Consider the following 21,178-nt stretch of genomic DNA (forward strand, 5'->3'; position numbering starts at 1 on the left):
GTGGAGGGGGTGCGTGGTGCGGACGTGTATGGCCTCACCTCAGTGGACGGGGTGCATGGTGCGCCTGAGCCAGGGCGCGGCGGCGACGACGGCCAGACCGGCCACCACCGCGATCGCGCCGTTGACGCCGAAGTAGACGGGGTTGGAGACCTCGCCGTACACCTTCACGACCTGGGCCTGGATGCCGTTGGCGAGGGCCAGCGAGAGGAACCAGAGCGCCATCGTCTGACTGGCGAACGCCGCGGGGGCGAGCTTGGTGGTCGCGGACATGCCGGAGGTCTCCAGCAGGATGTCGCCGAGACCGAGCAGCAGGTAGGAGCCGACGATCCACCAGGCGGCCATCCGGTAGGCGTCGCCGGAGTGCCCGGAGGTCGGCAGCACCATCAGCAGGAAGGACAGCCCGCCGAGGATCACCCCGAGGGCGATCTTGTTGGAGACGTGCGGCTGGCGCGGGCCCATCCGGGCCCAGACCGCGGCGACCACCGGGGCGAGCGCGACCTCGAAGGCGCCGAGCGCGGAGGCGTACCAGCTCGCCGGGAAGTGGAAGCCGAGGATCTCGGTGCGGGCGTTGGTCGACGCGAGCAGCATCATCGTCGAGTACGCCTGGAACAGGATGAAGTTGAAGACGACGGAGGCCAGGAACAGCACCACGTACGGGCGCAGCCTGCCGCGTTCCTCGGCGGTGACCCGCGGGCTGCGGAACATCACCACGAAGTACACGACCGGCGCGATCACCGAGACGAGGGTGAGCAGGTCCACGAAGCGGTCCATGGTCAGCCACCCCGTCAGGGCCAGGACGGTGGCGAGGACCGCGACCACGACGGCACCGGCGACGATCAGCCGGACGGCACGGCGCATGGGGGCCGGTGCCAGCGCGAATTCGGCGCCGTGCCTTCGCCCGGCCAGGTGACGCCGGCCCAGTACGTACTGGACGAGGCCGAGGGTCATGCCGAAGGCGGCGGCCGAGAAGCCCCAGTGCCAGCTCGCGTGGTCGCCGAGCCAACCGGTGACCAGCGGGCCGAGGAACGCCCCGATGTTGATGCCCATGTAGTAGAGGGCGAAGCCCGCGTCGCGGCGCTCGTCCTCGGTGCGGTAGAGCTTGCCGACCATGGTGGCCACATTGGGCTTGAGCAGACCGGTGCCGGCACTGATCAGGCCGAGGCCGGTCCAGGTCATCGCGTCGGTGGGCACCGCCATGGCGTAATGCCCGCAGGCGATGAGGATGCCGCCGTACAGGACGGCACGGTACGAGCCGAGCATCCGGTCGGCCAGCCAGCCGCCCGCCACGGAGACCAGGTAGACCAGGGTGCCGTAGGCGGCCGAGACGGACGCGGCGGTGCCAGGCTCCATGCCCATGCCGCCGCGGGCGACCGTGTCGGCGAAGTAGAGGACCAGGATCGCCTGCATGCCGAGGAACGAGAACCGCTCCCAGACCTCCAGGCCGGACAGGGTCATCAGCCCCCGGGGTTGGCCGAAAAAGGCCTGGTCATCGCCCGGGGGAGGCTGAGTCGGTTCGGTGTCTGCGGCCGTGCTGGACAAAAGGGGTACTCCTGATCGTATGAGCTGACCACGAACATACCGGCGGCGGCGGGAAGGCGCCCACGGTGATCCAAAGGGGACCGGATACGCTGACTTGAGTGATGGCAGCGACACATCGACATTCCGTGTGATCGTCAGCAGACAGGAGATCCCCTCGTGACCGTCGTCGGGCCGTTCGGACTGAGCGTGCGGGACCATGCTCTTGAGGCCGATGTCCAGGCCGGTTTGGCTGCTGTCGAGGCCGGGCTGCTCGACGTCACCAAGAGCGACGTGCCCTTCATCACGGAGGCCGCACAGCATCTCGTCCGCGCCGGAGGCAAACGTTTCAGGCCACTGCTGGCGATGCTGGCGGCCCGGTTCGGCGACCCCGACGCGCCGGGCGTGGTGCCCGCCGCCGTCGTCGTCGAGCTGACGCACCTCGCGACGCTCTACCACGACGACGTGATGGACGAGGCGGACGTGCGCCGCGGCGTCGACAGCGCCAACAGCCGCTGGGGCAACTCGGTGGCCGTGCTGACCGGCGACTTCCTCTTCGCCCGCGCCTCGCACATACTGGCCGACCTCGGCCCGGAGGCCGTACGCATCCAGGCGGAGGCGTTCGAGCGGCTGGTCACCGGCCAGATCCTGGAGACCGCCGGCCCGGACGAGGGCCGCGACCCGGTGGAGCACTACCTGGACGTGCTGAGCGGCAAGACCGGCTCGCTGATCGCGGTGGCCTGCCGGTTCGGCGCGATGATGGCCGGTGCGGACGAGTCGACCGTCGACATCCTCACCCAGTACGGCGAGCGGCTCGGCGTCGCCTTCCAGCTGGCCGACGACGTGCTCGACATCGCGTCCGACTCGCACGAGTCCGGCAAGACCCCGGGCACCGACCTGCGCGAGGGCATTCCGACCCTTCCCGTGCTGCACCTGCGGGCGCGGGCGGCGGCCGAGGGCCGGCCGGAGGACCTGGAGCTCGTCGCGCTGCTGGACGGCGGCCTGGAGGACGACGCCCGGCACGCCGAGGCACTGCGCAGGCTGCGCGTCCACCCGGCGCTGGAGCAGGCCAAGCGGGACACCATCCGGTACGCGGAGGAGGCGCGGGCCACGCTGGCGCCGCTGCCCGAGGGCCATGCGAAGGCCGCGCTGGAGGAGCTGTGCGACGCGGTGGTGCACCGGGCGGGCTGAGGGAAGCCCGTCGGGTGGCCGCGGCCCCGTGGGCGGCGGCCACCGCGTCCGTCTCCGCCCGGCTCCTCCCGTCGCACGTCCTCCCCTACGGGATGGGGGAGCCGGACCCGCGCGGTGTCATACCGAAGAGGTAGGCGGAGTTGCTCCCGCGGGCTGACGCTTTCGCACCACGGGTTTGGTCGGATGGAGAACGTCCACTCCTGACCAACCCGGTGAGAATGGCGGCACGGAGTGGACGAGTGCAACCGGACGGAAAGCCGCCGACCACGGAGGTAGGGCACACATGGCACCGAACGACAGCGCAGAGACCGGCAGCGGGACCAAGGGCACCGCCGCCGGCCGCCGGAAGGCGGCGCGTTACATCGTCCCGGTCGCGGTGGCGGGAGTGGCGGCCGCGACGATCGGGCTCGTGCCGGCGCTCGCGAGCACCGGTGACCCCGAGCTGCCGAAGATCACCGCACAGGAACTCATCGAGAGGATCGCCGCCTCGGACACCGAGCGGCTCTCCGGCACGGTGCGCATCAGCACGGACCTCGGCATCCCCGCGCTCGGCGGCCTGGCCGACGCCTTCGTCCAGGGCGGCGGGGCCGGCGGGGGCGGCGCGAGCGCCGACCCGCAGGAGCGGATGACGGAGCTGGCGTCCGGCACGCACACGCTCCGGGTCGCCGCGGACGGCCCCGACAAGCAGCGGCTGTCGATCCTGGACAACGCCTCGGAGTACAGCCTGATCCGCAACGGCGACGAGGTCTGGGCCTACGACAGCGGCTCCGACCAGGCGTACCACGCCACCGCGGACGAGTCCGCACGGGACTCCGGCGAGAAGCCCGTGCACCCCGCTCCCGAGGGCGCCCCGGCCACCCCGAAGGAGCTGGCCGAACAGCTGCTGGAGGCGGCGGGCCCCACCACGTCCGTGACGGTCGACGGCACCGCCCGGGTCGCCGGACGCGACGCGTACAAGCTGGTCGTCAAGCCGAAGCAGAGCGGTTCCACGATCGGTTCGGCCACGGTCGCGGTCGACGCGGAGAACGGCGTGCCGCTGAAGTTCACCCTCCTCGCGAGCGCCGGCGGCAAGCCCGTCGTCGACGCCGGGTTCACCAAGGTCGACTTCGCGAAGCCGGACGCCTCCCTGTTCACGTTCACCCCGCCCAAGGGCACCGAGGTGACCGAGGCCGACGACGCGAAGGCACAGCACGAACAGGGCAAGGGCTCGGACAAGGACCTGGGCAAGGGTCTGGGCAAGGGCCTCGACGGCCTGTTCCCGGGCGCCGAGGGGCTGGGCGCCGAGGACGGGAGCGTGAAGGTCATCGGCGAGGGCTGGAACGCGATCGCGGAGATCGGCGCCCCGGGCGGCGCCGCTCTCCCCTCGAAGGGGTCGGAAAAGGGCTCGGACGAGATGCCGGCCGAGGCCCAGCAGTTCCTGGACTCGCTCGGCGACAAGGTCACCGGCACGTTCGGCTCGGGCACGGTCTTCAAGACCCGCCTGGTCAACGCGCTGCTGACCGACGACGGCAAGGTCTACGTCGGTGCGGTCACGAAGGACGCGCTGGTCCAGGCGGCGAACAACGCCTCCTGACGCCGGGGGCGTGCCGCGCGCCCCGGACACCACGTACCCGCCCCGCCGTACGCTCCGTACGGCGGGGCGGTTCGCCGCGTCCGCCCCTCGGACTCGGACGGACGGCACCGCCGGAGCACGACCCAGGAACGTCCGGTTTGCTTGGCCGGACGAACGAACCCTGCCGACCCATGGGGAGTACGCATGACAGAGCCCGGGACCGCGGTCGAGCCGAAAGAGCCCCCCGGGCCGGGAGCGGCCACCGGCCAGGGAGGGGCCACCGAGCCGGATGCGGCCACCGGCCCGGTCGGCAGACCCGGGGCGTCCGGCCACCCCGGGGCGTCCGAAGGGCCCCGGACCGGTGAGGGCCCCGGCCCCGGCGACGGCCCGGCGGCCGTGATCGAGACCCGGGGCCTCACCAAGCGCTACCGCGGCGGACAGCTCGCCGTGGACGGCCTCAACCTCGACGTCCCCGCCGGCAGCGTCTTCGGCTTCCTCGGCCCCAACGGCTCGGGCAAGACCACCACCATCCGGATGCTGATGGGCCTGATCACCCCGACGGCCGGCACCGCGCGGCTCCTCGGCCACCCCGTGCCGGACGCCGCCCGCACCGTGCTCCCGCAGGTCGGCGCGCTGATCGAGGGGCCCGCGCTGTACGGCTTCCTGAGCGGCCGGGACAACCTGCTGCGGTACGACTCCGCCGACCCGACCGCCGACCCGCGCACCCGCCGGGCCCGGGTGGGGGAGGCCCTGGAACGGGTCGGGCTGGCCGCGGCGGCCGGCAAGAAGGCCAAGGCGTACTCCCTGGGCATGAAGCAGCGCCTCGGGCTCGCCGCCGCCCTGCTCCAGCCGCGCCGCCTGCTCGTCCTCGACGAACCGACCAACGGCCTCGACCCGCAGGGCATGCGGGAGATCCGTGCCCTGGTCAGGGAACTGGCGGCGGAGGGCACCACGGTCTTCCTCTCCTCGCACCTCCTCGACGAGATCGAACAGGTCTGCACGCACGCCGCGGTGATGGCCCGGGGCCGGCTGGTCGTCCAGGGCCCGGTCGCGGAACTGGCGGCGGGCACCCGCGGCCGGCTGACCGTCACCACCCCCGACCCGGGCGACGCCGCCCGGGTCCTGGCGGAACTGGGCGTCACCGGCGTCACGGCCGACGGCGACCGGGTGAGCGCCGAGGCGCCGCCGGGCGACGTCGAACTCGCCGACCTCAGCGCGGCACTGGTCCACGCAGGGGTGCGCCTGCGGTCCTTCGGCGTCGAACGGGCCTCGCTGGAGGACGCCTTCGTCGCACTCACCGGAGAGGGTTTCGATGTCGCAGGCTGAAAGCACGCCCCGGGTCGCGGGGATCGGGAGGAGTCCGCTCGGGAGGAGTCCGCTCGGGAGGAGTCCGCTGTGGACCTTCGGGATCCTCCGTTCCGAGCTGGTCACCACCCTCCGCCGCTGGCGCACCCTGGCCCTGCTCGGGGTGCTGGCCGCCGTACCCGTGCTGATCGGCATCGCGGTGCGCATCGAGACGGGCGGCGACTCCGGGCACGGACCGGGCGGCGGCGGGGCGGGCCCGGCGTTCCTCTCCCAGGTCACCAACAACGGGCTCTTCCTGGTCTTCGCGGCCCTCGCGGTGACCCTCCCGGTCTTCCTGCCGATGGCCGTCGGGGTCGTCGCCGGTGACTCGGTCGCGGGCGAGGCGAACGCCGGAACGCTGCGCTACCTGCTGGTCGCCCCGGCCGGCCGGACCCGGCTGCTGCTGACGAAGTACGCCTCGGTGCTGGTGTTCTGCCTGGTCGCGACCCTGGTCGTGGCCCTGTCCGCGCTCGCCGTGGGGGTGTTGCTCTTCCCCGTCGGGGAGGTCACGACCATCTCGGGGACGCGGATCAGCTTCGGCGAGGGGCTGTTGCGGGCCGGACTGGTCGCGGTGGTCGTCGCCGCGTCGCTGATCGGGTTCGCGGCCGTGGGCCTGTTCATCTCGACCCTGACCGGCAGCGGGATCGCGGCCATGGCCGCCACCGTCGGGATCCTGATCACCATTCAGATCGTGGACGGCATCCCGCAGTTGAGCGGAATCCACCCGTATCTCTTCCCGCACTACTGGATGTCGTACGCGGACCTGATGCGGGCCCCGGTCCATTGGGACGAAGTGGTCAGGAACCTGGGGCTCCAGGGCCTGTACGCGGCGGTGTTCGGCTCGGCGGCCTGGGCCCGCTTCACGACGAAGGACATCACCGCCTGACGCACGGGGCGGCCCCGGTCCGGCACGGGAGGTGCGAGGACGGAGGCGGCCCCGGTCCGGCACGGGAGGTGCGAGGACGGAGGCGGCCCCGGTCAGGCACGGGAGGTGCGAGGACGGAGGCGGCCCCGGTCAGGCACAGGAGAGGCGAGGCGGCCCCGGTCCGGTAAGCGGGGGTTATGCCGGGTGCGGAGCGGTCACCGCCCGCGCCGTCGGCCGGGCGAGCCGTCCCCCGATCGGCTCGTCGCGGCACGAACGGCACGAACGGTGCGGATGGACGGGAACGACACGACACGACACGGCACGTTCCGTTTCCGCCTGGGTATTGTTCGATCTCTGGCGACGGGCTGTCAACAAGGCCCTTTCCCAACACCCCTATGCTCACCGAATGATCACATCGCCGAGTTCACTGCGCCGCAGCGAGAGATCACGCAGGGCGATCCTGGAGGCTGCCCTCGAACTGTGCACGGAGAAGGGGTACGGGCGCGTCACCATCGAGGCCATCGCGGCCAGGGCGGGCGTCAGCAAGAAGACGATCTACCGCTGGTGGCCGTCGAAGAGCGCGGTGATCCTGGAGGCCTTCACCGAGGCCCTGGTGGACACGACGCCGTTCGACGACACCGGGGACATCGCCGCCGACCTGCGGAGCAATGTGATGGGCGCGGTACGGCTCATCTCCACGCCGCCCTTCGGCCCCGCGTACTCCGGGATCCTCTCCGAGATGCACCACGACGACGTCCTCACCGAGATCGTCAGGTCGAAGCTGATCGCCCCCCGCGTCGAGGAGGCCGTCGACCGGCTGCGCCGGGCCCAGGAGCAGGGCCAGATCCCGCCGGACGCCGATCTCCCGCTGGCCGTGGAGATGTTGTACGGCCCGATGTACTACCGCCACGTCCTGCGCATGCCGATCCAGGACGAGGAGGAGATCGCCGCGCTGGTCGCGCACGTGCTGCGGGCGATCGGGGCGCCGCCGGAACCCTGAGGGCGGGGGACGCCCCGCGCCGGGATTCCTCACGGGGCGGTGTGCCGCGCCCGGCCCCGTTGTCAGAGGGCCGTGCGAGCATGCGCGTATGGGAAATCTGTACGACTACTTCAGCGCACCGGACGACCCGGCGGCCCTGACGGCGTTCGGCCAGGGGGCCGGGGCCGCCGGATTCCCGGTGCTCCCGGTCAAGGGCATCGACCCGTACGTGCAGTTGGGGCAGGCCGAGAGCCTGCTCACCGGCACGCCGTACGAGGACATCACGCCGCTGCCGCGCTTCAACCGGCTGCTCAGTTCCCCCGAGGACGAGTCCTGCTGGCTGGTCACGCTCACCGACGAGCTGCGTGACGCCCTGGTGGCCGCGCGGCCCGGCGGATTCGCGACGGTGGCCGAATCCTGGTCGCGCATCGAGGAGTTCGGCGGGGAGGCCCGGCCGGAGGACCTGGCCGACTTCCTCGGGAGACTGGCGGACCTGGCCGAGGGGGCCGCGTCCCGGAGCGAGCCGCACCGGCTGTACTGCCTGATGTCGCTCTGACCGTCCCGCCACGGGCAGGGGCTTCTCCGTGTCCCGTGCCCGCGTCCGCCGTGTACCGCGCCCGAGTGTTCTGTGCCCGCGCCGCTTCCGCTCAGCCGAACACCCGCTCCAGCACCTTCGCGACCCCGTCGTCCTCGTTCGACGACGTCACCTCGTCCGCCGCGGCCCGCAGGTCCGGGTGGGCGTTGGCCATGGCGACGCCGTGCCCGGCCGCACGGAACAGGGGCAGGTCGTTGGGCATGTCCCCGAAGGCGACCGCGGTGTCCGCGGCCACCCCGAGGTACTCGGCGGCCAGCGCGAGACCGGTCCCCTTGTCGACCCCGTACGGCTGCAGCTCGACCGTGCCGGGGCCGGAGTGCGTGACGGTGGCGAGGTCGCCGACGATCCCGCGGGCCGCCTCGGCCAGCGCGTCGTCGGTGAGCTCCGGGTGCCGGACGAGGACCTTGATCACGGGGGCGGACCACAACTCGTGGCGGTTGCGGGTGCGTTGGGCGGGCAGCGTCGGGTGGGGCATCCGGTAGCCCGGCTCGATCAGAGTGCGGCCCTCGGGCCCGTCCTGGTCCACGGCCGCGAAGACCGGCCCCACCTCGGCCTCGATCTTGCCGAGCGCGGTGTGGGCCGCCTCCCGGTCCAGGGTGACCGTGCGCACCAGCCGCCCGGAGCCGGCGTCGTACAGCTGGGTGCCCTGTCCGCAGACCGCCGGGCCCCGGTACCCCAGCCCCGCGAGCAGCGCGCGTATCCCGGGCACGGGCCGCCCGGTGACCACGAGGTGCCGGGCCCCGGCGCGGGCGGCCAGGGCGAGCGCGGCACGGGTGCGGGGGCTGACGGTGTCGTCGCGACGCAGCAGCGTGCCGTCCAGGTCGGTGGCCACGAGCGCATGTGCGGGCGGAAAGTGCATGGTGCAAAGGGTAGAAGCGCCCGGTGGGCGACCGGGCCCGCGTTGACAGGTCCTGCCGGGGTGCGTGTAATGGGCGCGGTGTCACGTGACGCCGGCCAAGAGCAGTGGGCCGGCCGGTGGTCGGGTGAACACCCTTCTTTGCACGAGGGGGCCCTCATGAGTTCGTACTCCGCGCCCTGGATCTGACGCCGACGCCCGACGCGGCGGCGCAGCCGCACGTCGTCGTCCGCGCCCCGCGCCCGTGGTTCCGTTCCGGGCACCCCGTTCCGCTCCTGCCCCGTCGCCGTCCACGCCCCGCGTCCGGCGCCGGAGGCCGTGTGCGGTCGTCCCGGGTGCCGCCCGCCGTCCCGCGTGCGCGATCCACGCGCGACCGGTACGCGATCGCGCGTCATGACCACCCGTTCCCGCAGCTGACCGCAGTTCATCGCGACTGACCGCAGCTGCCCGCAGCTCGGTGCGGCTCCGGCCGCATCCGGATCCACGGAGACACAGACCCGTATGCCCACACCGTTCAACCAATCCGTCATCGACGAGTTCCGCGCCAACGAGGGGAAGGTCGGCGGCCCCTTCGAAGGCGGGGACCTGCTCCTGCTGACCACCACCGGCGCCAGGTCGGGCAAGGAGACCACCACCCCCCTCGGCTACGTCCGGCACGGCGACACACTGCTGGTCGTCGGCTCCAACCTCGGCGCTCCGAAGCACCCGGACTGGTACCACAACCTGCTCGCCCACCCCGTGGTCCGGGTGGAGGTCGGCACCCGTGCGTTCGAGGCCCTCGCGGTCCCCGCGGAGGGGGAGCGGCGCGGGGAACTGTTCGAGCACGTCGTGCGCACGTCCCCCGGATACGCCGACTACCAGGCCGGAACCACCCGGCTCCTGCCGGTCGTGGCGCTGGAACGCGCCGAGCCCGACGGCTGGGAGCCCCGCGAGATCACCACCCTCGCCGGAAAGCTCATGGAGGTCCACACCTGGCTGCGCGACCAGCTGCGCCAGGTACGGACGGAGGTGGACGCCCACCTCGCGGCCCGGGCCGCCCACCGGGGCCCCGGCGCGCCCCCGGCCCCGGGGCTCGGGCTGCAGATCAGGCAGCGCTGCCTGGCGTTCTGCCGGACCCTGGAGTTCCACCACACCAGCGAGGACGCGCACCTGTTCCCCGGGATCGCCCGGTACCACCCGGACCTGACCGCCACCTTCGACCGGCTCGCCGAGGAGCACCGCACGGTCGCCCGCCTCCAGGGCGATCTGGTGACCCTGCTGGCGGACATCGCGGCCGCCGACCCCGAGCACTTCCGCGCCGAACTCGACAGGATGTCCACGGAGCTGAACGCGCACCTCGACCACGAGGAGGAGCAACTGCTGCCCCTACTGGCCGGCATTCCCTGGCCTCCTGCGCCTCAGGCCCCCTGAGACATCCGAACCGAACGAACCAACCGAACGAACCAACCGAACCAAACCAACCAACCGAACGAACCGAACCAACCGAACCGCTTCCGGCGGTGGAAAGGCCGTGCCGTGCGAGTGAGAGTCAAGGACTTCGATCATCTGGTGCTCAACGTGCAGGACGTCGAACAGTCCCTGGAGTTCTACTGCGGTCTCCTCGGCCTGGAGCCGGTCAAGGTGGACGAGTGGCGGGCCGGGAAGGCCCCGTTCCCGTCGGTACGGGTCAGCCCGACGATGATCATCGATCTGCTGGGCCGGCCGCGCCATGAGTCGAACGTCGACCACATCTGCCTGGTCGTCGAGCCGCTGGACTGGCAGGAGGTCATCGACTCGGGCGTCTTCACCGTGCTGGAGGGCCCGGTCACCCGTTCCGGCGCCCGGGGCGACGCGCAGTCGGTGTACGTCCGGGACCCGGACGGCAACACCGTCGAGCTGCGCTGGTACCCGCAGGACGTGACGCAGGGCTGACCGGCCGGGCGGCCCCGGACGGGAGACACCCCCGTCCGGGGCACGGAAGGCGGTCCGCCCGTCCCGGTCATGGCTCAGCACAGGATTCTCTGACTAAGGTCAGAGAATGGATGAACAGATCGACCGGGTACGGCGGTTCAACCGCACCGTCACCGAACGCGTGGGCGTGCTCCACGGCCACTACCTGGGCCGCGACCGGCCGGTCGGCGAGGCCCGGCTGCTCTGGGAGATCGGCGAACGGGGCCTGGACGTGCGGCGGCTGCGCGAACGTCTCGGGCTCGACTCCGGTTACGTCAGCCGGCTGCTGCGCTCCCTGGAGGCCGACGGCCTGGTGACGGTGGAGCCGCACCCCCGGGACGGGCGCGTGCGCACGGTGCGGCTCACGGGGAGGGGACGGGCGGAGCGGTCCCTGATCGACGAGCGCAGCAACGAGCTGGCCGGTTCCCTCCTCGAACCGCTCAACCCCGCGCAACGCGCCCGGCTGGTCGCGGCCATGACCGAGGTCGACCGGCTGCTGACCGCCGCGACGGTCGCCCTGGACGTCGTCGACCCCGACCACCCCGACGCCCGGTGCTGCCTCTCGTCCTACTTCGACGAGGTGCGCGGGCTCTTCGAGACCGGTTTCGACCCCGCGCTCAGTCTCCTCCCCGACACGGGCGAACTCCGGCCGGAGCGCGGCCTGTTCCTGGTCGCCCGGCTGCACGGCGAGCCCGTCGGCTGCGCCGGTGTGAAGCTGCCGCCCGGGGGTCCGGCGGAGATCAAGCGCATGTGGGTCGCCCCCCGGGCCCGCAGGCTCGGACTCGGCCGCCGTTTCCTGACCGAACTGGAGGCGCGGGCCGCCCGGCACGGCTGTGACACGTTGCGGCTGGACACCAACAAGGCGCTCGGCGCCGCGATCGGCCTGTACCGGTCCTTCGGCTTCCAGGAGGTCGCGGCCTTCAACGACGAGCCGTACGCCCACCACTGGTTCGAGAAGCGGATCGCCGCACCGCCGGACCGCCCCCGATGAGTTCTCCCGGTTCGAACAGTCTCCTTCCCAGTCCCCTTCACCGCCTACGTACAACAGGAGGAAGCACGTGGAACAGCTGCTGAGGGTCCAGAACTTCAACGTGTCGAGCGACGGCTTCGGGGCCGGCGAGGGCCAGAGCCTGGAGAGGCCGTTCGGGCACGCCGATCCGGGGACCATGTTCAGCTGGGCCGGGGCCACGGCGAGCTGGCCCAACCGCACCGACCCCGGCGGGAGCCGCGGCCTCGACGACTACTTCACGCGGGACTTCACGAACAACATCGGCGCCGAGATCATGGGCCGCAACAAGTTCGGCCCTCAGCGCGGGCCCTGGCAGGACCACGACTGGCTCGGCTGGTGGGGCGACGAACCCCCGTTCCGCACCCCGGTGTTCGTGATGACGCACCACCTGCGGCCCTCGTTCACGCTCTCCGACACCACGTTCCACTTCGTCGACGACGAACCGGCCGCAGTGCTCGAAAAGGCGCGGGGGGCGGCGCAGGGCAAGGACGTCCGGCTGGGCGGCGGGGCCGCCACCATCCGGCAGTTCCTCGAAGCCGACCTCGTCGACACCCTGCACGTGGCGGTCTCGCCGGTGAAGCTCGGATCCGGTTCGCGGCTCTGGGAGTCCCCGGACGAGCTGCTCGACCGGTTCCACCTCGACGTCGTGCCCAGCCCGAGCGGTGTGACGCACCACCTGTTCTGGCGCAAGTGACGGAGGGGCCCGCCGGGCGGTGACCGGGGTCGCCGGGGCCGCCGGGGGCCGGGGCCTTCCAGCCCTCCGGGCTTCGGCCTCCGAGCCCCGGCCCTCCGAACCCCGGCCCTCCGGGCGGCTGTGAGAGATCAGGCCGGGGCGCGCAGCCCGGCCAGGAGCCGGTCGAGCGCCTGCTCGGCGGCCTGCGGATCCCCGCCCCGCGCGATCCAGAGCGCGGCCTCGTTCATCGCCCCCGAAAGCAGCCGGGCCAGGGGCTCCACCGGCTGATCGGCGATGATCCCGGCCTCGGCGAGTGCCGCCAGGGCCTCCGTCAGGTGTCGGGCGGAGGACTCCTCGTCCATGGTCCGCCACTCGTCCCAGCCCAGCACGGTCGGCGCGTCGACCAGCAGGATCTGCCGCACGGCCGGATCGGTCCCCGCGGCCAGGAAGGCCCGGCAACCGGCCCGGAGCTGTTCCCAGAGGTCCTCGTACCGCTCGGCCGCGGCGGCCACCCGCTCGCCCAGCTCCTGCTGGACCTCGGCGACGACGGCCCGGAAGAGCCCCGCCTTGCTGTCGAAGTGGTGGTACGCGGCCCCCTTGGTGACCCCGGTGGCCCGCGCCACCTCGGCCAGCACCACGTGGTGGTAGCCGTCGGCGGCGAACCGGCGACGCCCCTCGTCCAGCAGCGCCCGCCGCGTGGCCGCCCGCTGTTCCGCCCGGTTGACCGCCATCGTTGCGAACCTCCCTCTCCATTCACATACCCGGGGTACGCTAACATCACGGTTCGCATACCCGGGGTATGCGAAATTGACGGAAGGACCCTGCCATGACGAAGTCACCTGCGACGACGAACGATTCCGCTGTCACGAACGACCGCACGGCCGTGCTCGGCGGCTTTTACCCGGTGCTCGCCACCCGTGACGTGGCCGCCTCCCGCGACTTCTACACCCGCCACTTCGGGTTCGAGGTGACCTTCGAGGCGGACTGGTACGTGAGCCTGCGCCGCCCCGACGCCCCGCAGTACGAGCTGGCCCTGCTGGACCACACCCACCCGACCTACCCCGAGAGCCACCGGAGCGCGCTCCGGGGTGGCCTGCTGCTGAACTTCGAGGTGAACGACGTGGACGCCGAGCACCGGCGGCTCGTGACGGCGGCCGGCCTCCCCGAGGTGCTGTCGCTGCGCACGGAGGAGTTCGGCCAGCGCCACTTCATCGTCGCCGCTCCGGACGGCGTGCTGATCGACGTCATCACGGTCGTCCCGCCCGGTGAGGAGTACGCGGCCCAGTACACCGGCGCCTGATCCCACCTGACCCACCTGACCCGCAGCGGCGAGTACGTTCCCCCCGGGGCCGGGTCCGCTCAGGCGGGCGCGATCCCGGCGATCAACTCCTCCACCAGGGACCTGATTCCGTCCCGGATCGGACGGACGGCTTCGACGCCCAGGCCCGCCGGGTCGTCGAGCCGCCAGTCGAGGTAGCGCTTGCCGGGGAAGACCGGGCAGGCGTCCCCGCAGCCCATCGTGATGACGACGTCGGAGGACCGGACGGCGTCGACGGTCAGGACCTCGGGGACCTCGGCGGAGATGTCGATGCCGACCTCGGCCATCGCGGCGACGGCGGCCGGGTTGACCGAATCGGCCGGGGCGGAACCGGCCGAGCGGACCTCGATCCGGTCCCCGGCGAGGTGGGCGAGCCAGGCCGCGGCCATCTGGGAACGGCCGGCGTTGTGGACGCAGACGAACAGGACGGACGGCTTGCCGGAGGACTCGGCCATGTTGATCGTTCTCTTTCGTCGCGTGGCGGAACCCGGCCGCCAATGACTTCAGCTCCCGCTGGTATCAGCGATTGGTGATGTGAAAGTATCAGTACATGCTGACTTCAGTCGATGCTGATGTGATCCGGGTGCTGGGCGATCCGCTCCGCCTGAAGATCGTGACCCTGCTGGCGCGCGAGACGCTCTGTACGACACACCTGGTCGAGGAGACCGGAGCCAGGCAGACCAACCTGTCCAACCACATGAAGGTGCTGCGCGAGGCCGGGATCGTGGAGACCGAGCCGTGCGGCCGGTTCACCTACTACAGGCTCAAGCCCGAGGTCCTGGCCGGTCTGTCCGAGCAGTTCGCCGCTCTCGCCGCCTCGGCCCGTACCGCAGCCGAGAACAAGAGGGCCTGCCCGTGACCTCCACCGAACCCACCACCACCGCCACGGCGACCGGGGACGACTCGATCGTCAGGAAGCTCTCCACCCTCGACCGCTACCTCGCGGTGTGGATCCTGCTCGCCATGGCCGTCGGCCTGGGCCTGGGGCGGCTGATCCCGGGGATGAACGACGCGCTCGCGAAGATCGAGATCGGCGGGATCTCTCTGCCGATCGCGCTCGGCCTGCTGGTCATGATGTACCCGGTCCTGGCCAAGGTTCGCTACGACAAGCTCGACACCGTCACCGGCGACAAGAAGCTGATGATCTCCTCGCTGGTCATCAACTGGATCGTCGGCCCGGCCGTCATGTTCGCCCTCGCGTGGATCTTCCTGCCGGACCTGCCCGAGTACCGCACCGGCCTGATCGTCGTCGGGCTCGCCCGCTGCATCGCCATGGTCATCATCTGGAACGACCTCGCGTGCGGCGACCGCGAAGCAGCCGCCGTCCTCGTCGCCCTCAACAGCGTCTTCCAGGTGCTCGCGTTCGGCCTGCTGGGCTGGTTCTACCTCGACCTGCTGCCGAGATGGATGAACCTGGGCGACGGCCAGGGCCTGGACGTGTCCGTCTGGCACATCGCGCTGAACGTCGTCATCTTCCTCGGCATCCCCCTCCTGGCCGGCTTCCTCACCCGCCGCATCGGCGAGCAGAAGCTGGGCCGCGCCGACTACGAGGCGAAGTTCCTGCCGAGGATCGGCCCGTGGGCCCTGTACGGGCTGCTGTTCACGATCGTCGTCCTCTTCGCCCTCCAGGGAAAGACGATCACCTCCCAGCCGCTGGACGTCGCCCGGATCGCGCTGCCGCTGCTGGTGTACTTCGCGGTCATGTTCTTCGGCACCTTCCTGCTCGGCAAGGGCCTGGGGCTGGCCTACGACCGCACCGCGACCCTCGCCTTCACGGCGGCGGGCAACAACTTCGAGCTGGCCATCGCGGTCGCCATCGCCACCTTCGGCGTCACCTCCGGCCAGGCGCTGTCCGGCGTCGTCGGACCGCTCATCGAAGTACCCGTCCTGATCGGTCTGGTCTACGTCGCGCTCGCCTGGCGAAGGAGGTTCGCCGCCGACGCGGTGACGACGGCCCCCTGACCCGGCACGCCGATGTGGGGGTGCTCGGTGGCGGCCGGGCCGGGCCCGCCGCCGGTCACCACCTGCGTCGGCCACCCGGCCCGTGACGCCGCCCGCGCGACCGCCGGGCGGGGTTGAAAGCGCCAGGTGACGGCGGGGCTGGCCGTCAGGCGGTGGCGGGACCGACCGTCAGGTGACGGCGGGGCTGCGGCGCTCGACGAGGACCACGTCGCGCCAGACGCCGTGGTGGCGTCCGATCCGCTCGCGGGTGCCGATGACCCGGAAGCCGACGCGCCGGTGGACGGCGAGGCTGGCGGCGTTCTCGGGGAAGATCCCCGACTGGATGGTCCAGATCCCGGCCCGTTCGGTGGAGTGGACCAGGGCCTTGAGCAGGGCGGAGGCGATGCCCCGGCCGCAGGCGGCGGGATGCACGTAGACGGAGTGCTCGACCACCCCTGCGTACGCGCACCGGTCCGAGACCCGGCTCGCGGCCACCCAGCCCAGCACCGCCCCCGCCTCGTCGAGGGCGGCGAAGCGGTGTTCGGGCAGCTTCACGGCGTCGAACTCCTCCCAGGTCGGCGGGCTGGTCTCGAAGGTGGCGTTGCCCTCGTCGATGCCCGCCCGGTAGATGGCCAGTACCTGATCGGCGTACTCCGCCGTCAGCGGCACGACCACCGTGCTCGATGCTCCGCTCAACGCTTCTCCTCCGGCCCGACGACCGTCGTCAGGCCGCAGCCGGCAGAGTCAGCAACTTGCCCATCGCGGCGAGCACCGAGGGCTCGACGCGGTAGTACACCCAGGTACCGCGCCGCTCGGAGGTGAGCAGCCCGGCCTCCTTCAGCTTCTTCAGGTGGTGGGAGACGGTGGGCTGGGAGACACCGACGTCGGAGATGTCGCACACGCATGCCTCGCCGCCCTCGTGCGAGGCCACGGCGGAGAACAGCCGCAGTCGGACCGGGTCACCCAGCGCCTTGAACATCCGCGCGGCCGTCTCCGCTTCTTCCGCGGTCATCGGGCGTTCGGTCAGCGGCGGGCAGCACGGCACCACGCTCCGGCCGTCGGCGGGTTCGAGCAGCGGCAGCACCTTTGTATTCGACATGTGTCTATGTTGACACATGTCGAACCAGCGCGGAGGGTTGGCTGTCGGTGCGCGAGAAGGGCGGCCGGGTGGCGGGCGTCGGGCGCCGGATGGCGTGGCCTGCGTTCCGGCCCGCGCCGCGCGGCGAGTTCGGCGAGGGGGTGCGTCGCGGGTCCGGCCCGACGGGTGCCGATCCGGGGGTGTCGGTGGCGAGGTCCTCGCGATGCCGAGGTTTCCGGGCGCCGGGAGCGTCGCCGATGGTGGCTGCGTCGATGTGCCTCACCGGCGAGCATCTATATCGATGAATGTCTATGTTGACGCTTGTCGATGTAGGTGCCATGCTGGGTCGCGCAATCCATCGACAAATGTCGAAACAAGCAAGGAGTCGCCGTGAACGCGCCCATTGCCACCGAGCTGCCCGTCGTCGTGATCGGGGCCGGACCCGTCGGCCTGGCCGCCGCCGCCCACCTGCTCGACCAGGGCATCGAGCCCCTGGTCCTGGAGGCCGGGTCCACCGCCGGCGCCGCGGTGCGCGAGTGGGCACACGTACGCCTGTTCTCCACCTGGGGCGAGGTCGTCGACCCCGCAGCCGAGAAGCTCCTCGCCCCCACCGGCTGGACACGCCCCGACCCGGCCGCCTACCCCTCCGGCGGCGACTGGGCCGACCTCTACCTCCAGCCGCTCGCCGACGCCCTCGGCGACCGCGTCCGCACCGGCGCGACGGTCACCGGCGTGTCCCGGACCGGCCGCGACCGGATCGTCGATGCCGACCGCGAGGCCCAGCCGTTCGTCGTGCACGTCACCCACGCCGACGGCCGTGAGGAGCGGCTGTTCGCCCGCGCCGTCATCGACGCCTCCGGCACCTGGACCACCCCCGGCCCGGCCGGCGGCAGCGGCCTCCCGGCCCTCGGTGAGCGCGCGGCCACCGCCCGGATCGCCTATCGCGTCCCGGACCTGAAGGACCCGGCCGTGCGCGCCCGGTACGCGGGCGGGCGCACCGCCGTCATCGGCTCCGGCGCCTCCGCCTTCACCGCCCTCGCCCTTCTCGCCGACCTCGCCGAGTCCGACGACGGTGCGGGAACGAAGGGCGTGTGGATCCTGCGCCGGGGCATCTCCGGCTCCACCTTCGGCGGCGGCGAAGCCGACCAGCTGCCCGCCCGCGGCGCCCTGGGCCTGGCGGCGAAGGCCGCCGTGGACGAGGGACACGCCGATGCGGTCACCGGCTTCCGTACCGAAGCGATCGAGCGCGACGCCAACGGCCGCCTCGTCCTGGTCGGCGAGGACGGGCGCCGCCTGGACCCGGTCGACGAGGTGATCGTGCTGACCGGCTTCCGCCCCGACCTGTCCTTCCTCGGTGAGCTGCGCCTGGGCCTCGACGAACGCCTCCAGGCCCCCGTCGAGCTCGCTCCGCTGATCGACCCCAACCAGCACTCCTGCGGCACCGTCTACCCGCACGGCCACCGTGAACTCTCCCATCCCGAGCCCGGGGTGTACCTGGTCGGGATGAAGTCCTACGGCCGCGCCCCCACCTTCCTCGCCATGACCGGCTACGAACAGGTCCGCTCCGTCGCCGCCGCCATCGCCGGCGACATCGAGTCCGCCGACCGCGTGGAACTCACCCTTCCCGAGACCGGAGTCTGCGGCGGTGCCGGCCTCTTCGACGCTCCCGGCCCTCAGCAGGCCGACAGCGGCTGCTGCGCGCCCGAGGCCGCGCCCGGGACCGCGCCCGAGACCGGAGGCTGCTGCCGGTAACCGGACCAGGAACCCGTACGTCCGGCCTCCCGCTGCAGATGACCGGCCGTACGGGTTCCGCGCCCGCGGCCGGAAGCCCTGCCGCATTCCCGGCTTCGGCCCAAGAGGAGAGGATCGAACGCCTGTTAGAATGCAACTGACAGATGGGCCTTCTCGGCGCGGATTCCGATCCGCCGGGGAGGCTTTTTGCATGTCCGGGGCCCTGCCCCGGCACCGGTGAGGGGACCTGTCGTAAGGCACCCCCGAGCGGCCCGAACCCACCGCGCCCACCCACCGGTTCCTCGTTTCCCGACCCGCAAGAGAAGAGCCATGCCATGAGCACAAGGACGAACGCCCCGGCCGCATCCGGTACTTGGCGACTCGGTGACCTGACCGTCAACCGCGTCGGATTCGGCGCGATGCGCCTGACCGGTACCGAGCCCTTCGACGGCGGGGTGCCGCGTGACCGCGAGCAGTCGATCGGCGTGCTCCGGCGGGCGGTCGAACTCGGCGTGAACCACCTCGACACCGCCGCGTTCTACTTCTCCGCGACGCGCTCCGCCAACGAACTGATCAACCGGGCACTGGCGCCGTACCCGGACGACCTGGTCATCACCACCAAGGTCTGGCCGGCCCGCGACCCCTCGGGCGCGTGGTGGTGGGCCGACCCGGAGCAGCTGCGCGGCCAGGTCGAGGAGAACATCCGCCAGCTCGGCCGCGACCACCTGGACGTGGTGAACCTGCGCGTCCCGCCGAGCAGGCGGAACGGATCGATCGGCGAACACTTCGGGGCCCTGGCCGAGTTGCGCGACGCCGGACTGATCCGCCACCTCGGCGTCTCCAACGTCACCTCCGCGCAACTGACCGAGGCCCGGGCCATCGCCCCGGTCGTCTGCGTGCAGAACCCGTACGGGATCGGCGCGCCGAGCGAGGACCGGGCGCTCCTGCGGCACTGCGGCGAACTCGACATCGCCTTCGTCCCGTTCTTCGCGATCGCCGGTTCCGGCCGCGAGACGGGCCCGGCCCCCGACGCCGATGAGGAGGTGCGCACCATCGCCCGCGCTCACGGCGCGACCCCCGCACAGATCCGGCTGGCCTGGACCCTGCACCAGGGCCCGCACGTCCTGGCGATCCCGGGCACCGGCGATCCGGACCACCTCGCCCAGAACGTGGCGGCCGGCGCGCTGCGGCTCTCGGTGGACGAGATGGCCCGCCTCGACCGAGCGGCCGACTCCGCGAGCCCCGCAGAGGGGTGATCGGGCTGCCGGTCGACCGGCCCGTCGCGGCTTCCGCCCCGTAACCCGGTTGCGGCGGGCCCGGTCACCCGGGCGAAGATGCCCGCATGAGCCGGGAGACGGATGAGGTGGGCGAAGCGATCGCGGGCGAGCTGCGCCTCATGGACCCCCACGTACGCATGTCACGCGCGCTCGCCCGACGGCTTCTGGACCCGGACTTCGTGGAGGTCGGCGCTTCGGGACGGCGGTGGACGTACGACGAGATGCTCGCCGCGCTGCCCGAGATGGACGGTGCGACGGAAAGCGGTCCGCGCTACGAACCCTCGGATTTCACCGGTGTCCTGCTGGCACCCGGACTGGTGCACCTCACCTACGAGACCACGCTGGACGGGAACCGGGCGCGGCGCAGTTCGCTCTGGCGCAAGCGGGGTCCGGCCGCGACGTGGCAGATGTACTACCACCAGGCCACACCCGTCCCGCCCGCCGCCGCATCATCGACCGACGAGACCACCTGAGGTACGGCAGCCATGCGACTTGTTGAGATGGAGATCGCCCGGCACGACTGGGACGGCATGCTGTGCGGATGCGGCGGCTCGGCGGAACACCTGGCCCGGGACCTGCTGCGGCTCGCCGGCGGGGAACCCGGGCGGGGACTGGACCACTTCCATCTCGAAGCGCACGTCTGGTCCGCAGCGGTCCTCTGGGAACCGGCCCCCGCGGTGGCATCCGTCGCCCTGGCCGCCCTCGCGGACGATGCCGCACCAACGGTTCGGGAACGGTTCCTCGACCTGCTGCAGCGTCTGGTGGCGGGCGAGGGCACGGACGGGGAGTCCGCCCGGCAGGGCTTCGATCTCCCGGAACGGTGCCGGGGCCTCGCCCGGCAGGGCCTCTGGCTGCTCTACGGAGAGGTGATGGCGAACCGGTCCCTCGGCACCGCCGGCGCCGCGTTCGAGATCCTCACGGTGGTGGAGCCGGACAGGGCACGCCTGCAACGCGTCCGGGAGGTTGCAGCCGACTGGCTGCCCGTGTGCTGCCGGACCGGCCTGTGCGACGAGGACCTGTCCGCCCTCGACCGCTGACGTCGTTCGAGCCGTGGGTGAGCTGCCCGCCGTTTGCCGTCAGGTGGTGCCGAACTCTCCAGCCTTGACGCCTGCGACGAAGGAGGTGGGGGAGGTGTTCAGGGTGGGGCCGTGCGGGTTCTTGGAGTCGCGCATGGGGATGATGCCGCGCGAGGTGACGAGGTTGGCGGCGACCTCCACGCACTGGCCACCGTTCTCGCTGAATGAGGACTTGAACCAGTGGGGGGATCCGGTCGTCACGGGGAGACCTTTCGAGTCCGAGGTCGTGTCGGGTGCCAGGTGCCCTCC

Annotated in this window: 24 protein-coding genes; 17 read left to right on the forward strand and 7 right to left on the reverse strand. The window is 71.9% G+C overall.

Features of this window, described 5'->3' with window-relative positions; all coding sequences use genetic code 11:
• Positions 1-39 precede the first annotated feature (39 nt).
• A complete protein-coding gene (locus tag OCT49_RS20670; RefSeq protein ID WP_283853342.1) occupies positions 40-1,539 on the reverse strand; it encodes a peptide MFS transporter in 1,500 nt (499 codons plus the stop codon).
• Between the two features lie 156 nt (positions 1,540-1,695).
• Between OCT49_RS20670 and OCT49_RS20675 the strand changes: the two genes are divergently transcribed.
• From OCT49_RS20675 to OCT49_RS20700, 6 genes are all read left to right on the forward strand, one after another.
• Positions 1,696-2,706 carry a polyprenyl synthetase family protein gene (locus OCT49_RS20675; RefSeq protein ID WP_283853343.1) on the forward strand — a complete coding sequence of 337 codons (1,011 nt, stop codon included), beginning with the start codon at positions 1,696-1,698 and terminating at the stop codon, positions 2,704-2,706.
• Between the two features lie 283 nt (positions 2,707-2,989).
• Positions 2,990-4,279 (forward strand): LolA family protein, encoded by a 1,290-nt coding sequence (locus OCT49_RS20680; RefSeq protein WP_283853344.1) that lies wholly within the window; start codon positions 2,990-2,992, stop codon positions 4,277-4,279.
• A gap of 183 nt (positions 4,280-4,462) precedes the next feature.
• Positions 4,463-5,584: an ABC transporter ATP-binding protein gene (locus OCT49_RS20685; protein WP_283853345.1), complete on the forward strand. Its 1,122-nt coding sequence runs from the start codon at positions 4,463-4,465 to the stop codon at positions 5,582-5,584.
• Positions 5,571-6,488, forward strand: a complete 918-nt coding sequence (locus tag OCT49_RS20690; RefSeq protein WP_283853346.1) for an ABC transporter permease — start codon at positions 5,571-5,573, stop codon at positions 6,486-6,488. Before OCT49_RS20685 ends, OCT49_RS20690 begins: the two co-directional genes overlap by 14 nt.
• Before the next feature lie 385 nt (positions 6,489-6,873).
• On the forward strand, positions 6,874-7,467 hold the full coding sequence (locus tag OCT49_RS20695) for a TetR/AcrR family transcriptional regulator (RefSeq protein ID WP_283853347.1): 594 nt from the start codon (positions 6,874-6,876) through the stop codon (positions 7,465-7,467).
• An 88-nt stretch (positions 7,468-7,555) separates the two neighbouring features.
• A complete protein-coding gene (locus tag OCT49_RS20700) occupies positions 7,556-8,002 on the forward strand; it encodes a hypothetical protein (RefSeq protein WP_283853348.1) in 447 nt (148 codons plus the stop codon).
• 91 nt (positions 8,003-8,093) lie between these two features.
• Here the strand turns inward: OCT49_RS20700 and OCT49_RS20705 are convergent, their stop codons facing one another.
• A complete protein-coding gene (locus OCT49_RS20705) occupies positions 8,094-8,900 on the reverse strand; it encodes an HAD family hydrolase (protein WP_283853349.1) in 807 nt (268 codons plus the stop codon).
• Between the two features lie 498 nt (positions 8,901-9,398).
• Between OCT49_RS20705 and OCT49_RS20710 the strand changes: the two genes are divergently transcribed.
• The 4 genes from OCT49_RS20710 to OCT49_RS20725 all read left to right on the forward strand — a co-directional run bounded on the left by OCT49_RS20710 (position 9,399) and on the right by OCT49_RS20725 (position 12,529).
• Entirely contained in the window at positions 9,399-10,307 is a 909-nt protein-coding gene (locus tag OCT49_RS20710) for a nitroreductase/quinone reductase family protein (protein WP_283853350.1), read from the forward strand.
• A gap of 111 nt (positions 10,308-10,418) precedes the next feature.
• Entirely contained in the window at positions 10,419-10,808 is a 390-nt protein-coding gene (locus OCT49_RS20715) for a VOC family protein (protein WP_283855881.1), read from the forward strand.
• A gap of 106 nt (positions 10,809-10,914) precedes the next feature.
• On the forward strand, positions 10,915-11,817 hold the full coding sequence (locus OCT49_RS20720; RefSeq protein ID WP_283853351.1) for a bifunctional helix-turn-helix transcriptional regulator/GNAT family N-acetyltransferase: 903 nt from the start codon (positions 10,915-10,917) through the stop codon (positions 11,815-11,817).
• Between the two features lie 67 nt (positions 11,818-11,884).
• The gene (locus OCT49_RS20725) at positions 11,885-12,529 is read left to right on the forward strand and encodes a dihydrofolate reductase family protein (RefSeq protein ID WP_283853352.1); all 645 of its coding nucleotides are present in this window, start codon (positions 11,885-11,887) and stop codon (positions 12,527-12,529) included.
• 128 nt (positions 12,530-12,657) lie between these two features.
• On the opposite strand, the gene OCT49_RS20730 is transcribed toward OCT49_RS20725, so the two are convergent.
• Entirely contained in the window at positions 12,658-13,239 is a 582-nt protein-coding gene (locus OCT49_RS20730; RefSeq protein ID WP_283853353.1) for a TetR/AcrR family transcriptional regulator, read from the reverse strand.
• Between the two features lie 95 nt (positions 13,240-13,334).
• Between OCT49_RS20730 and OCT49_RS20735 the strand changes: the two genes are divergently transcribed.
• Positions 13,335-13,808 carry a VOC family protein gene (locus OCT49_RS20735; RefSeq protein ID WP_283853354.1) on the forward strand — a complete coding sequence of 158 codons (474 nt, stop codon included), beginning with the start codon at positions 13,335-13,337 and terminating at the stop codon, positions 13,806-13,808.
• Positions 13,809-13,867: 59 nt separating this feature from the next.
• On the opposite strand, the gene OCT49_RS20740 is transcribed toward OCT49_RS20735, so the two are convergent.
• Positions 13,868-14,281 (reverse strand): arsenate reductase ArsC, encoded by a 414-nt coding sequence (locus OCT49_RS20740; RefSeq protein WP_283853355.1) that lies wholly within the window; start codon positions 14,279-14,281, stop codon positions 13,868-13,870.
• 95 nt (positions 14,282-14,376) lie between these two features.
• Between OCT49_RS20740 and OCT49_RS20745 the strand changes: the two genes are divergently transcribed.
• Together OCT49_RS20745 and arsB are read left to right on the forward strand one after the other, a co-directional pair.
• Entirely contained in the window at positions 14,377-14,685 is a 309-nt protein-coding gene (locus OCT49_RS20745; RefSeq protein ID WP_283853356.1) for an ArsR/SmtB family transcription factor, read from the forward strand.
• Positions 14,682-15,788 (forward strand): ACR3 family arsenite efflux transporter, encoded by a 1,107-nt coding sequence (gene arsB, locus OCT49_RS20750; protein WP_283853357.1) that lies wholly within the window; start codon positions 14,682-14,684, stop codon positions 15,786-15,788. Before OCT49_RS20745 ends, arsB begins: the two co-directional genes overlap by 4 nt.
• 168 nt (positions 15,789-15,956) lie before the next feature.
• Here arsB and OCT49_RS20755 read toward each other — a convergent pair whose 3' ends face one another.
• Positions 15,957-16,463: a GNAT family N-acetyltransferase gene (locus OCT49_RS20755; protein ID WP_283853358.1), complete on the reverse strand. Its 507-nt coding sequence runs from the start codon at positions 16,461-16,463 to the stop codon at positions 15,957-15,959.
• A 28-nt stretch (positions 16,464-16,491) separates the two neighbouring features.
• Positions 16,492-16,866 (reverse strand): ArsR/SmtB family transcription factor, encoded by a 375-nt coding sequence (locus tag OCT49_RS20760; protein WP_283853359.1) that lies wholly within the window; start codon positions 16,864-16,866, stop codon positions 16,492-16,494.
• Positions 16,867-17,235: 369 nt separating this feature from the next.
• Here OCT49_RS20760 and OCT49_RS20765 point away from each other — a divergent pair, with 369 nt between their 5' ends.
• The 4 genes from OCT49_RS20765 (at position 17,236) to OCT49_RS20780 (ending at position 20,890) form a co-directional block, all read left to right on the forward strand.
• Entirely contained in the window at positions 17,236-18,597 is a 1,362-nt protein-coding gene (locus tag OCT49_RS20765; protein ID WP_283853360.1) for an NAD(P)-binding domain-containing protein, read from the forward strand.
• Between the two features lie 314 nt (positions 18,598-18,911).
• On the forward strand, positions 18,912-19,832 hold the full coding sequence (locus tag OCT49_RS20770; protein ID WP_283853361.1) for an aldo/keto reductase: 921 nt from the start codon (positions 18,912-18,914) through the stop codon (positions 19,830-19,832).
• An 86-nt stretch (positions 19,833-19,918) separates the two neighbouring features.
• Positions 19,919-20,326 carry a nuclear transport factor 2 family protein gene (locus OCT49_RS20775; protein WP_283853362.1) on the forward strand — a complete coding sequence of 136 codons (408 nt, stop codon included), beginning with the start codon at positions 19,919-19,921 and terminating at the stop codon, positions 20,324-20,326.
• A gap of 12 nt (positions 20,327-20,338) precedes the next feature.
• The gene (locus OCT49_RS20780; RefSeq protein ID WP_283853363.1) at positions 20,339-20,890 is read left to right on the forward strand and encodes a hypothetical protein; all 552 of its coding nucleotides are present in this window, start codon (positions 20,339-20,341) and stop codon (positions 20,888-20,890) included.
• A 39-nt stretch (positions 20,891-20,929) separates the two neighbouring features.
• Here OCT49_RS20780 and OCT49_RS20785 read toward each other — a convergent pair whose 3' ends face one another.
• The gene (locus OCT49_RS20785; RefSeq protein ID WP_283853364.1) at positions 20,930-21,130 is read right to left on the reverse strand and encodes a DUF397 domain-containing protein; all 201 of its coding nucleotides are present in this window, start codon (positions 21,128-21,130) and stop codon (positions 20,930-20,932) included.
• Positions 21,131-21,178 lie beyond the last annotated feature (48 nt).

The sequence above is a fragment of the Streptomyces sp. ML-6 genome, assembly GCF_030116705.1.
Taxonomy (GTDB): domain Bacteria; phylum Actinomycetota; class Actinomycetes; order Streptomycetales; family Streptomycetaceae; genus Streptomyces.

Bases quoted from the DNA above. Each gene is read 5' to 3' on its own strand.
- OCT49_RS20740 (WP_283853355.1), bottom strand. From the start codon at position 14,281: ATGGCCGAGTCCTCCGGCAAGCCGTCCGTCCTGTTCGTCTGCGTCCAC.
- OCT49_RS20685 (WP_283853345.1), top strand. From the start codon at position 4,463: ATGACAGAGCCCGGGACCGCGGTCGAGCCGAAAGAGCCCCCCGGGCCG.
- OCT49_RS20745 (WP_283853356.1), top strand. From the start codon at position 14,377: ATGCTGACTTCAGTCGATGCTGATGTGATCCGGGTGCTGGGCGATCCG.
- OCT49_RS20680 (WP_283853344.1), top strand. From the start codon at position 2,990: ATGGCACCGAACGACAGCGCAGAGACCGGCAGCGGGACCAAGGGCACC.
- OCT49_RS20730 (WP_283853353.1), bottom strand. From the start codon at position 13,239: ATGGCGGTCAACCGGGCGGAACAGCGGGCGGCCACGCGGCGGGCGCTG.
- OCT49_RS20760 (WP_283853359.1), bottom strand. From the start codon at position 16,866: ATGTCGAATACAAAGGTGCTGCCGCTGCTCGAACCCGCCGACGGCCGG.
- OCT49_RS20770 (WP_283853361.1), top strand. From the start codon at position 18,912: ATGAGCACAAGGACGAACGCCCCGGCCGCATCCGGTACTTGGCGACTC.
- OCT49_RS20700 (WP_283853348.1), top strand. From the start codon at position 7,556: ATGGGAAATCTGTACGACTACTTCAGCGCACCGGACGACCCGGCGGCC.
- OCT49_RS20775 (WP_283853362.1), top strand. From the start codon at position 19,919: ATGAGCCGGGAGACGGATGAGGTGGGCGAAGCGATCGCGGGCGAGCTG.
- OCT49_RS20690 (WP_283853346.1), top strand. From the start codon at position 5,571: ATGTCGCAGGCTGAAAGCACGCCCCGGGTCGCGGGGATCGGGAGGAGT.
- OCT49_RS20710 (WP_283853350.1), top strand. From the start codon at position 9,399: ATGCCCACACCGTTCAACCAATCCGTCATCGACGAGTTCCGCGCCAAC.
- OCT49_RS20720 (WP_283853351.1), top strand. From the start codon at position 10,915: ATGGATGAACAGATCGACCGGGTACGGCGGTTCAACCGCACCGTCACC.
- OCT49_RS20780 (WP_283853363.1), top strand. From the start codon at position 20,339: ATGCGACTTGTTGAGATGGAGATCGCCCGGCACGACTGGGACGGCATG.
- OCT49_RS20705 (WP_283853349.1), bottom strand. From the start codon at position 8,900: ATGCACTTTCCGCCCGCACATGCGCTCGTGGCCACCGACCTGGACGGC.
- OCT49_RS20695 (WP_283853347.1), top strand. From the start codon at position 6,874: ATGATCACATCGCCGAGTTCACTGCGCCGCAGCGAGAGATCACGCAGG.
- OCT49_RS20735 (WP_283853354.1), top strand. From the start codon at position 13,335: ATGACGAAGTCACCTGCGACGACGAACGATTCCGCTGTCACGAACGAC.